Source organism: Chlamydiales bacterium, assembly GCA_031292375.1.
Classification (GTDB): Bacteria; Chlamydiota; Chlamydiia; order Chlamydiales; family VFKH01; genus JARLHF01.
In genome coordinates this window covers 26,167-39,776 of the sequence record JARLHF010000016.1, presented here as the reverse complement: position 1 = coordinate 39,776, position 13,610 = coordinate 26,167, and the positions used below count along the sequence as shown (strand labels likewise).

21 protein-coding genes are annotated in these 13,610 nt (G+C 39.1%); all 21 read right to left on the bottom strand.

All coding sequences use genetic code 11. From position 1 onward, the window contains the following. Positions 1 to 25 precede the first annotated feature (25 nt). The 21 genes from rplE to lpxC all read right to left on the bottom strand — a co-directional run bounded on the left by rplE (position 26) and on the right by lpxC (position 13,583). Positions 26 to 583 carry a 50S ribosomal protein L5 gene (rplE, locus tag P4L16_02800; GenBank protein ID MDR3624053.1) on the bottom strand — a complete coding sequence of 186 codons (558 nt, stop codon included), beginning with the start codon at positions 581 to 583 and terminating at the stop codon, positions 26 to 28. A 13-nt stretch (positions 584 to 596) separates the two neighbouring features. Next, positions 597 to 926 (bottom strand): 50S ribosomal protein L24, encoded by a 330-nt coding sequence (rplX, locus tag P4L16_02795; protein MDR3624052.1) that lies wholly within the window; start codon positions 924 to 926, stop codon positions 597 to 599. A gap of 31 nt (positions 927 to 957) precedes the next feature. Continuing rightward, on the bottom strand, positions 958 to 1,326 hold the full coding sequence (gene rplN, locus P4L16_02790) for a 50S ribosomal protein L14 (protein ID MDR3624051.1): 369 nt from the start codon (positions 1,324 to 1,326) through the stop codon (positions 958 to 960). 16 nt (positions 1,327 to 1,342) lie between these two features. Further along, positions 1,343 to 1,588: a 30S ribosomal protein S17 gene (gene rpsQ / locus P4L16_02785; GenBank protein MDR3624050.1), complete on the bottom strand. Its 246-nt coding sequence runs from the start codon at positions 1,586 to 1,588 to the stop codon at positions 1,343 to 1,345. 7 nt (positions 1,589 to 1,595) lie between these two features. Continuing rightward, positions 1,596 to 1,802, bottom strand: a complete 207-nt coding sequence (rpmC, locus tag P4L16_02780; GenBank protein MDR3624049.1) for a 50S ribosomal protein L29 — start codon at positions 1,800 to 1,802, stop codon at positions 1,596 to 1,598. Between the two features lie 7 nt (positions 1,803 to 1,809). Next, positions 1,810 to 2,229 carry a 50S ribosomal protein L16 gene (gene rplP, locus P4L16_02775; GenBank protein MDR3624048.1) on the bottom strand — a complete coding sequence of 140 codons (420 nt, stop codon included), beginning with the start codon at positions 2,227 to 2,229 and terminating at the stop codon, positions 1,810 to 1,812. A 2-nt stretch (positions 2,230 to 2,231) separates the two neighbouring features. Beyond that, positions 2,232 to 2,879, bottom strand: a complete 648-nt coding sequence (gene rpsC / locus P4L16_02770) for a 30S ribosomal protein S3 (protein ID MDR3624047.1) — start codon at positions 2,877 to 2,879, stop codon at positions 2,232 to 2,234. Positions 2,880 to 2,890: 11 nt separating this feature from the next. Continuing rightward, positions 2,891 to 3,223: a 50S ribosomal protein L22 gene (gene rplV / locus P4L16_02765; GenBank protein MDR3624046.1), complete on the bottom strand. Its 333-nt coding sequence runs from the start codon at positions 3,221 to 3,223 to the stop codon at positions 2,891 to 2,893. A gap of 10 nt (positions 3,224 to 3,233) precedes the next feature. Beyond that, positions 3,234 to 3,500: a 30S ribosomal protein S19 gene (rpsS, locus tag P4L16_02760; GenBank protein MDR3624045.1), complete on the bottom strand. Its 267-nt coding sequence runs from the start codon at positions 3,498 to 3,500 to the stop codon at positions 3,234 to 3,236. Positions 3,501 to 3,511: 11 nt separating this feature from the next. Continuing rightward, the gene (gene rplB / locus P4L16_02755; GenBank protein MDR3624044.1) at positions 3,512 to 4,354 is read right to left on the bottom strand and encodes a 50S ribosomal protein L2; all 843 of its coding nucleotides are present in this window, start codon (positions 4,352 to 4,354) and stop codon (positions 3,512 to 3,514) included. A gap of 21 nt (positions 4,355 to 4,375) precedes the next feature. After that, positions 4,376 to 4,708 carry a 50S ribosomal protein L23 gene (gene rplW / locus P4L16_02750; GenBank protein MDR3624043.1) on the bottom strand — a complete coding sequence of 111 codons (333 nt, stop codon included), beginning with the start codon at positions 4,706 to 4,708 and terminating at the stop codon, positions 4,376 to 4,378. 25 nt (positions 4,709 to 4,733) lie between these two features. Next, positions 4,734 to 5,420 carry a 50S ribosomal protein L4 gene (rplD, locus tag P4L16_02745; GenBank protein ID MDR3624042.1) on the bottom strand — a complete coding sequence of 229 codons (687 nt, stop codon included), beginning with the start codon at positions 5,418 to 5,420 and terminating at the stop codon, positions 4,734 to 4,736. A 31-nt stretch (positions 5,421 to 5,451) separates the two neighbouring features. Beyond that, positions 5,452 to 6,120 (bottom strand): 50S ribosomal protein L3, encoded by a 669-nt coding sequence (rplC, locus tag P4L16_02740; protein MDR3624041.1) that lies wholly within the window; start codon positions 6,118 to 6,120, stop codon positions 5,452 to 5,454. A 311-nt stretch (positions 6,121 to 6,431) separates the two neighbouring features. Further along, complete coding sequence (locus P4L16_02735; protein ID MDR3624040.1) at positions 6,432 to 6,773, bottom strand: hypothetical protein; 342 nt, start codon at positions 6,771 to 6,773, stop codon at positions 6,432 to 6,434. 129 nt (positions 6,774 to 6,902) lie between these two features. Beyond that, a complete protein-coding gene (locus P4L16_02730) occupies positions 6,903 to 8,255 on the bottom strand; it encodes a hypothetical protein (GenBank protein MDR3624039.1) in 1,353 nt (450 codons plus the stop codon). A gap of 53 nt (positions 8,256 to 8,308) precedes the next feature. Beyond that, positions 8,309 to 9,337: a hypothetical protein gene (locus tag P4L16_02725; protein ID MDR3624038.1), complete on the bottom strand. Its 1,029-nt coding sequence runs from the start codon at positions 9,335 to 9,337 to the stop codon at positions 8,309 to 8,311. A gap of 81 nt (positions 9,338 to 9,418) precedes the next feature. Next, positions 9,419 to 10,324, bottom strand: coding sequence for a hypothetical protein (locus tag P4L16_02720; protein MDR3624037.1), 906 nt, complete (start codon positions 10,322 to 10,324; stop codon positions 9,419 to 9,421). Positions 10,325 to 10,458: 134 nt separating this feature from the next. After that, on the bottom strand, positions 10,459 to 11,403 hold the full coding sequence (fmt, locus tag P4L16_02715) for a methionyl-tRNA formyltransferase (GenBank protein MDR3624036.1): 945 nt from the start codon (positions 11,401 to 11,403) through the stop codon (positions 10,459 to 10,461). Continuing rightward, the gene (gene lpxA, locus P4L16_02710; GenBank protein ID MDR3624035.1) at positions 11,400 to 12,242 is read right to left on the bottom strand and encodes an acyl-ACP--UDP-N-acetylglucosamine O-acyltransferase; all 843 of its coding nucleotides are present in this window, start codon (positions 12,240 to 12,242) and stop codon (positions 11,400 to 11,402) included. Before lpxA ends, fmt begins: the two co-directional genes overlap by 4 nt. 16 nt (positions 12,243 to 12,258) lie before the next feature. After that, positions 12,259 to 12,732 (bottom strand): 3-hydroxyacyl-ACP dehydratase FabZ, encoded by a 474-nt coding sequence (gene fabZ / locus P4L16_02705; GenBank protein ID MDR3624034.1) that lies wholly within the window; start codon positions 12,730 to 12,732, stop codon positions 12,259 to 12,261. Next, complete coding sequence (gene lpxC, locus P4L16_02700) at positions 12,732 to 13,583, bottom strand: UDP-3-O-acyl-N-acetylglucosamine deacetylase (protein MDR3624033.1); 852 nt, start codon at positions 13,581 to 13,583, stop codon at positions 12,732 to 12,734. The genes fabZ and lpxC overlap by 1 nt, the downstream gene beginning before the upstream one ends. Positions 13,584 to 13,610 lie beyond the last annotated feature (27 nt).

The window sequence follows — 13,610 nt, the reverse complement described above, 5'->3', positions numbered from 1 at the left end:
CTAGTTCTTTCGCTCCATTACACTTTTATTTAGTGACACTATTAAGGGGTTGACTAAAAGGCAGTCCTAACAAGCTCAACAACTGAACGCATTCATCATCTGTTGCTGCACTTGTAACAAAAGTAACATTCATTCCCTGTGTTCTTTTAACCATATCTAAATTCAACTCTGGAAAAATCTGTTGATCTTCAAGGCCTAGTGAATAGTTTCCTCTTCCATCGCACTTTGACTCAAACCCTCTAAAGTCACGAATGCGTGGAGTAACAATATTAAAGAAACGATCTAAAAAGTCAAACATTCGTTTGCCACGAAGAGTAACTTTTGCACCAATTGTTTGGCCCTCACGAAGCTTAAAATTGGAAATAGATGTGCGTGCCTTAGTCAATATTGGTTTTTGTCCAGATATAAGAGTAAGCTCGTTTACACAATCCTGTATTGAATTTCTATCTTTAGATGCTTCTGCAAGCCCCATGCTAATAACAACCTTTTTCAAGGCTGGAACTAACATAGCATTTTTATAGCCAAACTTATCCTTCATTACCTGGATAATTTCTTCTCTGTATTTTTTCCTTAACCTAGACATTCCCATCATCACTTTACTTAGATGTTTTTACTTGGCGATAATGAACATGTTGCTTACCATTTGTGTAATACAACTCTTTTTCATTTTCGGCATTAAACCTTACTCTTAATTTTACTGGCTTGCCATCATCTGAAACTACCTTAAGATTCGATATATGAAGAGGCATCTCTTTCTCAATGATACTTCCTGCAGCTTGTTGTGTACGCTTAGCATGTTTTTTACGCACATTAAGCCCTTCAACAACAACCCTTTCTCCCTGTCTAGAAATCACTTTGCCAACTCTACCTTTGTGATTTCCTGCAATAGCGATTACCTTATCGCCTTGTCGTATATGTTTGCTCATTGCCTCACCTTTTTCATGCATCTACCCACACTTAAATCACTTCTGGCGCTAATGAACTAATCTTAACATAGCCACGATCACGCACTTCTCTGGCTACAGGGCCAAATATACGAGTACCACGCGGATTGCCTTTATCGTCTATTAACACACAACTATTTGTATCAAATCGCAACTTTGATCCATCTTTACGTCTAATATAGCTCTTAGTACGTACTACAACAGCTTTGACAACATCACCCTGTTTAGCACTTGACTCTGGCTCTGCATCTCTTACCGAGCAAATAATCACATCACCAACCGAAGCATATCGCCTTTTAGAGCCACCAATGACCTTAAAACACTTAACTCGCTTAGCTCCAGTATTATCAGCAACTTTAAGCTTTGTTTCTTGTTGAATCATGTTCTACATCTACCTCTTATATAACTCGCCAATGCTTTAGCTTTGACAAAGGTCTTGTCTCCATAATGGTCACTTCATCACCAATTTGTAATTGTCCAGACTCATCATGTGCATAATACTTCTTACTGCGAGTCACGACTTTTCCATAATTTGGATCTGTGCATATACGATCTACTCGCACTGTCACTGTTTTTTGCATCTTGTTAGAAACAACAGTTCCTTTTTTAACCTTTCGGTTTACTTCACGCATAGTTGACGTCATTGCTTTTTTATCCTACCTGTGTAAGTTCTTTTTCTCGCAACACAGTAAGGATGCGAGCTATCTCTTTCTTCTTTGCGCCAATAAGATGAGGTTTTTCAGACTTTTTCGTCGATCTTACCATATTAACAAGATCAAATAGATTTCTGTTTTCATCTCTATGTAGAGCTTTTAACTCTCCCACATTTTGGTTTCTTAGGTCTTCTGTCTTGTTCACTATACCCTCAAACTCTTTCTACTCTTTCAACAAACCTTGTCTTAATACCAAGCTTTGCGGCAGCTCTTTTTAAAGCATCCTGCGCAAGCTCTCTTGGTACATTAGCTACTTCAAAAAGAACACGCCCAGGTCTAACAACCGCAACCCAATGGTCAACAGCGCCTTTACCCTTACCCATACGTACTTCTGCAGGCTTCTTTGTTATAGGCTTGTCTGGAAAAATACGAATCCAAACTTTTCCACGTCTATTAAAGTGACGATTAATTGCAATACGACAAGCTTCAATTTGCTTATTGCTAATACGTCCCCTCTCAAGAACCTGCATGCCAAACTCACCGAAATCAACAAAGGTGCCCCCCTTGCTCATACCGCTCATCTGACCTTTTTGTTGCTTACGAAATTTTGTTCGCTTTGGCATTAATGCCATGACTAACCTCCTACCACAGCAGCAACTTCTTCTTCACCTTTATTGATCCAAACCTTGACACCGATCGTACCATAGGTTGTCTCAGCACGCGCTGTAGCATAATCAATATCTGCACGTAAAGTGTGAAGAGGAATTTTTCCCTCTTTATAACCTTCATCTCTTGCAATTTCAGCACCACCAATACGCCCAGAAATAAGAATCTTTATTCCAGCAGCACCAGCATCCATAGTTGCTTGCATTGCTTTCTTAAGAACTCTTCTAAAAGGAAGCCTTTTCTCAAGTTGTCTTGCGATGTTTTCAGCAACAAGTTTTGCTTCTAAATCAGGTCTTTTAATTTCATCAACCTCAATCCAGACTTCCTTACCAAGCAGTTTTTTTAAATCTGCTTTTAAAACGTCTATTTCAGCACCCTTCTTGCCAATTACAAGCCCTGGTCTTGCTGTATGGATAGTCACTTCTATCTTTTCACTCATACGGCGAATTGTAAGCCGTGAAGTACCCACAAACGATGGTTTCTTCATTAAAAAACGACGAATTTCCTGATCTTCAATAAGAAGAGATCCAAACTCTTGTTTATTTGCAAACCAAATGGATCTCCACTTTCTATTAGTAACGAGACGAAACCCAATTGGACAAACCTTTTGACCCATATTCTACTCCTTTAAATCCCGACTACTACAGTGAAATGGCTTGATCTTTTCAAAATCGCGTGACGTCCACCGCGATTTTTTGGTTTTGCTCTTTTAAGTGTTGGTCCACAATCAATACGAACCTCAAGAACCCTGAGATGATCGCGGGAAGCATCCAACAAAGCTTCAGCATTAGCTACCGCGCTATCCAACGTTTTCTTTAATAGGCGCCCACCTCTCAATTTACTGTAAAGCAATTGAGTCGAGGCAACATTTACAGGAAGTCCCCTGATTAACCCTGCAGCAAGTCTCGCTTTACGCGGACTAATTCGCACATATTTTGTTACAGCTTTAGCGTTTTCCATTCTGCTTTCCTTATTGTTTCTTCAAGGGGTGACCTTTAAAGACACGCGTTGGAGCAAATTCTCCTAACTTATGACCTACCATATTCTCTGACACAAAAACCGTTATAAATTTACGACCATTGTGCACTTCAAACGTATGACCTACCATATCAGGAATAATCATAGAACCCCTTGACCAGGTCTTAATCGGCTTCTTTGTTCCAACTTGATTTTGTGTTGAAACTTTTCGTAAAAGATGGTGGGCAACAAATGGACCCTTCTTAAGTGATCTAGGCATACTTATCCTTATTATTTCCTGCGGTCTTTCACAATCATCTTATTAGACTTACTCTTAGTACGTGTACGAAATCCTTTCGTCTGCATCGCCCATGGCGTCTGTGGAATATAACCATTATGTTTACCCTCACCACCACCGTGTGGGTGGTCAACAGGGTTCATAGCAGTACCACGAACAGTAGGTCTTACACCCTTCCAACGCATACGTCCAGCTTTCGACTCAACACGTAAGTTATGCTCTGGGTTAGAAATCACGCCAAAGGATGCTCTACAATTTTCATTAATCATACGCATCTCGCCAGATGGCATCCTTAAAGTCACATTTCCACCACTTCTTGCCATTAGCTGTGCGGATAACCCAGCTGATCTAACAAGCTTGCCACCACGGCCAGGAAGCATTTCAATATTATGAATTACAGAACCAAGCGGCATAAACTTCATCTTCATACAACAACCAACATTAAATGGTGGTTCATCACTAGTTTGTACTATGCTACCCTTCTTCAAGCCTTGCGGCGCAATAATGTATCTTTTCTCTCCATCTGCATAATGCAATAGAGCGATATGAGCAGTACGATTAGGATCATATTCAACAGAGTAGACAACAGCTGGAATATTTTCTTTGTCCCTCTTAAAATCAATGACTCTAAGTCTCTTTTTATGACCACCACCAATATGGCGACAGGTAATGTGCCCATGGTTGTTGCGCCCACCTGTGCGTTTTTTCACTCTAAGCAGTGCTTTGTTCGGCTTTACTGTTGCACGGCTCTTCTCACTTACTTTTGTCAACTGATCCAGTGTTGGCAAAAGAAGTTGACGCAGTCCCGGTGTGATTGGTCGAAATTTTTTCAGCATAATCAACTCACTTTATTCTCATTAAACAATCTCTATAAGATCGCCAGGCTCAAGGGTAACAATCGCTTTTTTGAAAGCAATTGTTTTTCCAGGACGCCCTCTTCTTCTGTTTTTGGCTTTAGGCTTTACATAAATCGTGTTAACAGCTTTAACTCTCACCTTTTGCTCTCGATAAATCTCTTCTACAGCAAGTGCAATCTCATGCTTGTTAGCTTTGGTATCCACAATAAATACATATTTTGGATTTTCACATCGTGCTAACGATGGATTGCTTGTAGCTGTATGTAGGCTCTCTAAAACAGTCGATTTTTCTGTAATATAGCGCTCTTTTACAATACTAAATGGATTTTTCATAATATTACCGCCTCTTCATCCACCTTTAGTTAATCCACGAATGCAGCTCTTTCCAAGCCTCTTCTGTTATGATAATGTCATGAGCTAACATAAGATCATATCCATTCGCATTAGGCACTAAAGCAAACTCTACTTTTGGCAAATTGCGTACGCTTTTTACAAAATGAGCATGTCTATCGCTATAAACGCTCACTTTATTAACTTTCCCTTCAGTCTCAATAGTCTCGTAAGCACCTTCACCGAGAAAAAGTACTCTTCTGCCCTTAATCTTTAACGCTTCTAAAAAGTCATGTACGGTCTTTGTCTTTGGAGCTGCAAGCTCGGTAGACTTTAAGACATGCACTCTATCACCTTGTATTTTTTCAGCGAGAAGATAACGCATCGCAAGACGTCTTTCTTTTTTATTAATTTTTACATGTTGATCAAACTTTGGTTTTGGCCCAAAAACACGACCACCACCTTTATACTGCGGGGCTGCAAGAGATCCTTGACGAGATCTTCCAAGCCCTTTTTGACGGTGAGGCTTTTGCGTCGAATGATTTACCTCAGAACGTCCCTTCGTATTTGCAGACCATTGCCTAGCGTTTGCTCGCAGGGCAACTATGTAATCTTTAATCATTTGGCTATTAGCAGCAACATCCATAAATGCTTTATCAACTGCCACTTCACCTAATTGCTTTCCGCTCAAATCATATTTTTTCAGACTAGTCACCACTTAACTCCTCAGAAACCTTAAGCCAAACTTATTTCTTTTTAGAACTGCTTTTTTTAGTTGCAGAGCTAACAGTCACAAGAGCTCCACATGCACCAGGCACTGAACCTTTTACTAACAAGAGATTTTTTTCTTTATCGATCATAACTACTTTTAAATTCTCAACAGTCGTCACATCGCCACCCATGCGACTTGCACGCTTTCCACCTGGCAAACAACGGCCTGGAGTACTTCTCATTCCAGTTGATCCAGCATGTCTATGAAAACCAGAACCATGAGCTGCAGGTCCACCACCAAAGCCATGAAGCTTCATAACACCTTGATAGCCTTTTCCCTTAGAGACTGACTGTACATCAACGTAGGTAATGTCTTCAAACAGATCCACTCCAAACTCTTGACCAACTTGATGCACGGATGAATCCTTAACTCTTGTCTCTTCAAGATGACGTCTTGGCTCAACCCCGCCCTTAGCAAAATGACCGCGAAGCGGCTTAGAAACCCTTTCAAGTTGTCTACGAGGATCTTTAGCCACAACTTTTTCAAAACCCATCTGAACAGCCTGATAGCCATCATTTTCTTCTGTCTTGATTTGCGTAATCACATTTGGTTCGGCCTGGATAACTGTGCAAACAACAATGTTGCCACTCACATCAAACTGCTGAATCATGCCACGCTTTCTTCCCATCAACTTAAGCGTCATAGGTCTACCTTTGCATTGGAAATTTTCTATTTTTTTTTGCTTAGCGCCAGATTTTAAATTCCTTAAGCAAGCTACTTTCCTTAATCTTCAGCGAAAGTTATGCTTCTTTTAAGATTTTTTGTCTAGCATTATCTGAAGGTTCTATTGCGATGCTGTTAATTCACTCATATTCATCTAGATTAGAGATGATATTTATGCTTGCGAACAGCGCGCTTTTGAATTGCAAAAGCCCCCTCAAAAAGCGGAAAAACAAGAGACTACCAAATAGCGTGATTTTTTCTCAACCAAAATTTCGCATGACACCTAAACAATTAAAGAAACACCACTGAAAATGGCACAACAACCGTTTTATTCTTTTTGATAGCAGAAGAAAGTTTTAGCCTTCTTATGTCTGCTGCCTCTAAAAGTTTCGCGTTTTCCAAAACCTCTTGCAACAAGACACCTTCTTGCACTTTATAAACACCTGGGAATTTGACTGCGCCTTTCACCGTAATCTCTATAATTTTTTTAGGCTTAAGCTCATGAATTTCTTCTTCTAAAGTATAGTCTGATCCATAACTAGAGTGAAATGAAAGTCCAAAAACTACCAGAAGAATAGAGCCAATAAATGCAACAAAATACCAATCCCTAAACCCTAACTGCTTTTCTGACATAACAGGCCTCTTTAAATATATACACAAACAAATTCAAGAACAGGTCCAATTCACCCACATCATACTATGATAAATTATAAGCCTCCGTGTTTTAACTATTCAAGTTATTGATTAACAGATAGTTGAAAATTAAGCTGACGCTAGATACCCTGCATTGATTGCAAAAGCAGCTTGGCTTTTGGCAAGTAAGACTTGTTTTTCTGCAATTGTTATTCCAAATTGGTCTACCAATACTTTTAAGCGATTCCTATCCAACTTAAGCTGATCCTCATCTAAATCCCTTATGCCTTCAAGACGCTCTAAATACTCTGTTTTTTGTGCCTCATATGCAAGACTCGTATTAGCAAATAAAGTAGCTTTTTCCCGATAAATGGCTGTGGCAGTATTAAAACGCTTTTCTGCTGATTTTAAAGTTCTTGCTCTACCCCTACCTACTGAGCGTTGTATTTCAATTACCTTTTTATTGAGATCTGCAAAATCTAAAGCATCTTTTGCCCCCTTAATGGCTACTACAGTCGAATTGTGACATTCCCCCAACGTTTGCAAAAGTAATCGACAATTTTCTGCTTCTGTGAATTGTGAAAGCGCGCTTTCTATTCCTTGAAGATCAGCTACGACCTTTGCATGCTCTTGATTTTTTGTCATAACTTCTTGCTGCAAAAGGGCAATATCCGCGCTGAACTTATTCTGCTCTTCTCGGATATTAAGTTTTTGGGGAGGAGCTTCTTTTACAGATATATCCCTCCATAGCTTATAAAGAGCTATACCTGCTGAAACCACGCTAAATAAGGCCATTGCTGAAACAAACAAAACAGGTGCTGCAAAACAGGCAGCAAAGCCAAAGACAAGCGCTACAATATCTGCAACCCTTTCAATAATACTTAAAATATGCCTAAATTTTATTTCTTCAAGCTCGCTACACTCATATTTTAAACTTACTAACTCGTTTTTCTGCCCAGAAACTGGATTTTGAACTGCAGAAAGCTCATGGATTCTTACTTGATTTACAAGCAGATGATCTTTTACTTTAACGTAGTCATATACTCTGAGGACAATAGATGTTGTAAGGCCTGCCAGATAAAGTACTTCTCCAATTCTTCCAAGATGCTTTTTGTGATCATCGCTAAGTTCATAATCGGCTTTACCCGCAATAAAATTAACAGGTAAGAGCAGATCTCTTCCCGCATAAAAAGCGCTCTCCAAATAACCTACATATTTTTTTACCGAATCAACGGAGCTAGAAAGAAAAAAGCACTTTATACGCTCTGCAAGACTAAGTGGTAAACGCATAGCTCTAAATGTAGACGCAAGTCGCTCACACGTGTTGCTTGCATTCATAGTTTCCACGCTACAGGCAAGCACGGAAGATGCAAGCTCCATTGTATTTGCTACAAACTTTAAGCTGGCACTTTGACCACTTGTACGCTCCATTAAGGTAGATACTCTATCTATAAAAAAAGGTTGATTAATTGCCAATACCATATATGAACGACTATCTCCTAACTTTGCGTAACATGAGTAATTTAAACTCGAAACTAAGGTAATGCTCCTCCAAGCCTCGTAATCGCCGCTTTTATCTCATTACAAAGAGTTTGATCTTGTGCGATTTTGCCCTCTAGAAATTTTTTAGCAGTTGGATTTGTCATCTCCCCTAAACTCTTTCTATCATTAGCAATCCTATCGTGTAAAAGCTCTCTCTTCGCAATTAATGCTGGTAAATGAGCTTGTGTTGCATTACCAAGGTCTGTTAAATCAAGTTCTACGACTGGAGGTGGAATTGGGGGCAAAAGTGGCTCTGGCAATATTTCTGGGTGCTGTATTATACAAGTCTCTCTCCACATTTTATATAGAGCAATTCCTGCAGAAACCACCAAAAGGAGAGCCACAACGGGCAAGAGTTGTACAACAAAACAAGAAATAAAACCAAATACAATGGCTGCTATATCAATTACTTTTTCAATGATTGTAAGATTGTTTTTAAAATTCAACTCGTTCAACGCATCTTTTTCATAAATAAGACGAGTTCTCTCATTTTGTTCCCCAATTGCAAGGTTATTTCCTTGTAAAGCAAGTAAACGAAGATCTTTTTGAGCTATTTTTTCTGCAACAACCGTATTACCATAATGAGCAGAAAAAAGTGTTACAAACACACCTACAAGAGATAGTATATCTGCGATGACGCCAATGGCTGCTCGTGTTTTATTATTAAGTTCGTAGTGCCCACTATCTGCAAAATAAATAATAGGAGTAGATAAATCACTAATACCATAACAAACATTTTCTACTAAGTTCATCTTTTTTTGTTTATCGTTTATCCCTATAGGGCTTGCAAGAGCTGAAAAGGCGCCAAAAATAGTAACGCTTGTATATGCACTTTTAAACAGAGATGCTGTAGATGCAACAACTTTACTAGAGAGCCCCAAGCAAGAACAAAAAACCAGCTCATAAGATATAAGCTCTAAAGTATTTGCTATAAACTTTGATCCATGCTTTACTCCTGAAGTTTTGGAAGAAATCATAGCAACTCGGTCCATAAATGCCGGTTGAACAATTGCAAATGTCATAAATAACCTCATACAATAAAAAGGGCAGCCAATATGCTGCCCTTAATCACTTTATATTTTTGTAAAAAGACTGGAAAAGCTTTATGCGACTATTTCTAGAATTTCCTGATTAGTTGGCTGCGGAACTGCATTTGTTGCCAACCAAATCCTAGCAAGAGCTATACCAGAAGAAATAAGAGCTAAACTAGCCATTACAGGAACAAAAATAACTGGAGCTACAAAACAGCCCAAGAAACCAAATACAATTGCAGCAACGTCCAAAACTTTTTCTACAACGGCCATGATGTGATTAGTTCTTGCCTCTTTTGCAAGAGCAATATCACGCGTAGCTACTTTGAATGCAGCTCTTTCAGCTGGGCTCGAAGCAGTCCAATTTGCATCAAAAGAACTCTGAGCATGCTGATTAATTGCTTCATTAGCCAGTACAAGTCTTTGTTCCGCATCAGCCAACATACCCTTCAATTGATGCAACTTGTAAGAAGACGCAACAACACCTGTTGTAAGGCCACATGCAGCAGTAACTCCGCCCACATAACCAAGTGCTTCGTTAACATCTACATCAGTTTTTCCATAACCCGGAAGATCTACTGAAACTGTAGGAAAACTATAATCCGATGCTTGTGCAATATAAGTAACAATATCAGTAGCATCGGATATTATAAAGAAAGGCTTTTGAGTAATATCCAGTGCCTTTTCAACACCTTTACCCTTTGGAGAGCGAAAATTATCAACCATATCACCCAGTTTCAGCGCCTTACGAAACCCTGTACATGTTTGTGCACAAGCATTAAATGTACCTGCTTGTCCTCTCACTTCTTCTGAGAACAACCACTCTTTTCGCCACTGCTGGGAAACAAATTCTGCTAGTTTACTGAAATTTATCGTAAATTTTAAACCTTTATCTAGGGTTCTTCTCTGTTCCCATGCACCTGCCACGCGTGAACCAAATGTAGGCTCTGTCGTTACTGCTGTTGCTGCTGCTGTCATAATACCTCTCCAAAAACTATATTTTTAATACTCTAGTAATCCAAAACATTACTTGTTTCGAAAATCCTTAGTTCGTCGACTTAGAATTATTACACAATTATAAAATTTTAGTAAAGTGTTTATCAGCAAAATGTTTAGAAAAAGGATATGTCCTGTATACTATATCCATTTGCAAAATCCTCCGCCGACATCGCTTTTTTTCCTTCTAGCTGAATATCAATGAGTTGCAATGCGCTTTTCCCGCAAGCTACAATCCATCCTTTTTTTCCAAATTGAAGAATACTACCTGGGATTTCTTTAAAGGAACAAACTAAAGGCTTTGCCCTTATTACCTTTAACTTCTTTGCTTGCCCTTTAACAAAAATCTTTACCCAGCTACCAGGAACAGGTGTGCATCCTCTAATAAGGTTATGTAAATCTATTGCCTCTTTGCTAAAATCAATTTCACAATCTACAAGTTCTATTTTCGGAGCGTAGGTTGCAGCTGAATGTTCTTGCGGCAATGCTGACACATGCCCTTCTTTAAAAGCTTGCAGCGTGTCTAATAATGCATGGCATCCAACTTCGCAAAGAACATCTTGAAGAGCCCCTGCATCCATATCAAAAGGAATTGAAACCCTAACTTGATGTAAAATATCACCCTCATCCATTCCAAGAGACATTTTCATGATCGTGACTCCGCTTTCTTCTTCTCCCTCAATAATCGCTTTTTGAATGGGAGCAGCTCCTCTATACTTTGGAAGCAAACTTGCATGTACATTAACACATCCTTTTAGAGGAATATCCAAAATATTTTGCCTTAAAATTTGCCCGAAAGCTGCAACAATAAAAAAATCTGCTTGATGAATCTTTAATTGCTGTGCAAAATCAGGGTCAGAAGCTTTTATTGGCTGATAAATAGGTATGGAAGGTAAAAGTTTGGTCGCCACTTCTTTGACAGGGGGTGGTACAAGTAAAAGACCTCTACCCTTTGGCTTGTCAGGTCTTGTAACTACTGCAACAATATTAATACTCTTATCTACAAGATATTCTAAGATTTTAGCAGCAAATAGAGGTGTGCCAAAAAAAACAATCTTCATTCTTCAAGAGTATCGCTGTCGCTAAAAGCTGAATCTTGAGATGCATTGACAATGCCTTGCTGACAAATCAAACCTCTTTGAGAAGCTCTACAAAATGCAAGCCAATGAAGAATTTCAGGTGTTTTAGGAAGCTCTTCTTCTACTTTACGCAGCGCATCCTCAATATGTAATCCAGAGCGATACATCCATTTAAACGCTTGGCTAAGTAATTTACGAGTTTCATAAGGGAAAGCCCTTCTTTTTAACCCTACAAGATTGATCCCACCTAATTTGTAGGGTATACCACCACCAATTGTATAGGGCGGCACATCATTCGTTACTCGGCTCATCCCCCCAACCATGGAATAAGCACCGATACGAGAAAATTGGTGCACAGGAGTGTGCCCTCCAATGATTGCAAAATCTTCAACTTCTACATGACCCGCAAGAGTTGCATTATTGCTCATAATGACACCTTTACCAACCGTACAATTATGCGCAATATGACAATAAGCCATAATTAAACACTGATCTCCTACTTTTACAGTGGAACCTTCTTGAGTAGATGAATTAATCGTAACAAATTCTCTTATCTCACACTGTTTACCAATATCAACGTAAGTCTTTTCACCCTTATATTTAAGATCTTGAGTTTTTGTCCCTACACTTGCAGAGGGCCACACAATCGTACCTTCTCCAATGCGAGTAAACCCATCAATATAGGCGTGAGATTTAATCACCACATGATCTTCTAAAACAACATTTTTCTTAACAACAGCAAAAGGCTCAATTACAACATTTTTACCAATGACTGCTCCCTTTTCAACAAAAGAAAGAGGATGAATATTATTATCTGACATGAATTATTCTCTAACTTTAGATTTGACTTTTGTCTACTAATGCGCAAGCAATCTCTGCTTCCGCAGCAATCTTGCCATTTACTTTTGCAACAGCTTTTATACGCCCTGCTCGGTTACTAAAATGCAATCCTTCCGCATGTAAGAATAAAATATCACCGGGACGTACGGGATTGCGAAACTTTGCGTGATTTACATTTAAAAAAAGAGCTATCTTATCGATATATCCCTTTTGATGGATCAAAATTCCGCCTGTTTGCGCCAAAGCTTCCAGCACAAGCATTCCTGGCATAATAGGCGCCTCTGGGAAATGCCCCTGAAAAAACAACTCGTTCATCGTTACATTTTTTTGCCCGATAATTGTGCCCGCTTCAAGGTTAATATCTATAATTTTATCAACCAACAAGAGAGGGTAACGGTGTGGCAAAATTTTCATAATATCCTGAATGTCTAAAACAGTAGAATATTTAGAATAGTCTTCACTTGCTACCATTAGTGACTCTCCATTGTAATATAATTAAATATTTCTTTTGCAAATGCTGTATTTGCAGTATGCCCAGAACGAATAGCAATAATATGAGCCAAAAAGGGAAATCCTACAAGAGATAAATCCCCAATAATATCTAAAATTTTATGTCTTGCCATTTCATCTGGAAATTTTAAACCCTCTTTACTAAAAATGACATCATCTTTAATAACAACAGCATTTTCTAAACTGCCTCCCTTAATTAAACCACGATCCATTAAAAGCGCAACTTCATCATACAGAGCAAACGTGCGACAAGGAGCAATTTCCTTTTTAAAAGAATCTTTATCTATAACAGCAGAAAAATACTGGCAACGAATTGCAGCCGAACTTGGATAGTGCAGTGTATAACTTACTCTATACTCTGGAGAAGGTAGAGCAACAAGATGAATGTCCCCCTTAGACCAATAAACTGGCTTGTTTAACTGCACGATAGGAAGAGATAACGCCTGTTGCTGAACGCCGCTTTTTTCTATCATCTCAACAAAAGGCAAAGAACTGCCATCACCCACGGGTGGTTCTGCAGCAGAAACTTGTATGCGCACGTTGTCCACCCCATAAGCGCAAAGTGCGGCAAGCACATGTTCTACGGTATGCACCCTTACACTTCCAATTCCAATTGTTGTGCTACGAGAAGTTTCTTGTACATACTCAATAGTTGCAGGAATCACCGGATTTCCAGGCAAATCTACTCTCTCAAAAACAATACCAGTCCCCTCTTTTTCAGGACAAAAAGTCATTGTAACTTCATTACCCGTGTGAAGTCCCATTCCAGAAAAAGACACCTTCTGTTTTAGGGTATTTTGACACCGACTCACAGCGGAAACATAAGCCGTAGGAACGCG

Excerpts from the sequence above, each read along its gene's own strand:
- rplE (MDR3624053.1), bottom strand. The coding sequence starts at position 583 with ATGTCTAGGTTAAGGAAAAAATACAGAGAAGAAATTATCCAGGTAATG.
- rplX (MDR3624052.1), bottom strand. The coding sequence starts at position 926 with ATGAGCAAACATATACGACAAGGCGATAAGGTAATCGCTATTGCAGGA.
- rplN (MDR3624051.1), bottom strand. The coding sequence starts at position 1,326 with ATGATTCAACAAGAAACAAAGCTTAAAGTTGCTGATAATACTGGAGCT.
- rpsQ (MDR3624050.1), bottom strand. The coding sequence starts at position 1,588 with ATGACGTCAACTATGCGTGAAGTAAACCGAAAGGTTAAAAAAGGAACT.
- rplP (MDR3624048.1), bottom strand. The coding sequence starts at position 2,229 with ATGGCATTAATGCCAAAGCGAACAAAATTTCGTAAGCAACAAAAAGGT.
- rpsC (MDR3624047.1), bottom strand. The coding sequence starts at position 2,879 with ATGGGTCAAAAGGTTTGTCCAATTGGGTTTCGTCTCGTTACTAATAGA.
- rplV (MDR3624046.1), bottom strand. The coding sequence starts at position 3,223 with ATGGAAAACGCTAAAGCTGTAACAAAATATGTGCGAATTAGTCCGCGT.
- rpsS (MDR3624045.1), bottom strand. The coding sequence starts at position 3,500 with ATGCCTAGATCACTTAAGAAGGGTCCATTTGTTGCCCACCATCTTTTA.
- rplB (MDR3624044.1), bottom strand. The coding sequence starts at position 4,354 with ATGCTGAAAAAATTTCGACCAATCACACCGGGACTGCGTCAACTTCTT.
- rplW (MDR3624043.1), bottom strand. The coding sequence starts at position 4,708 with ATGAAAAATCCATTTAGTATTGTAAAAGAGCGCTATATTACAGAAAAA.
- rplC (MDR3624041.1), bottom strand. The coding sequence starts at position 6,120 with ATGACGCTTAAGTTGATGGGAAGAAAGCGTGGCATGATTCAGCAGTTT.
- P4L16_02735 (MDR3624040.1), bottom strand. The coding sequence starts at position 6,773 with ATGTCAGAAAAGCAGTTAGGGTTTAGGGATTGGTATTTTGTTGCATTT.
- P4L16_02730 (MDR3624039.1), bottom strand. The coding sequence starts at position 8,255 with ATGGTATTGGCAATTAATCAACCTTTTTTTATAGATAGAGTATCTACC.
- P4L16_02725 (MDR3624038.1), bottom strand. The coding sequence starts at position 9,337 with ATGACATTTGCAATTGTTCAACCGGCATTTATGGACCGAGTTGCTATG.
- P4L16_02720 (MDR3624037.1), bottom strand. The coding sequence starts at position 10,324 with ATGACAGCAGCAGCAACAGCAGTAACGACAGAGCCTACATTTGGTTCA.
- fmt (MDR3624036.1), bottom strand. The coding sequence starts at position 11,403 with ATGAAGATTGTTTTTTTTGGCACACCTCTATTTGCTGCTAAAATCTTA.
- lpxA (MDR3624035.1), bottom strand. The coding sequence starts at position 12,242 with ATGTCAGATAATAATATTCATCCTCTTTCTTTTGTTGAAAAGGGAGCA.
- fabZ (MDR3624034.1), bottom strand. The coding sequence starts at position 12,732 with ATGGTAGCAAGTGAAGACTATTCTAAATATTCTACTGTTTTAGACATT.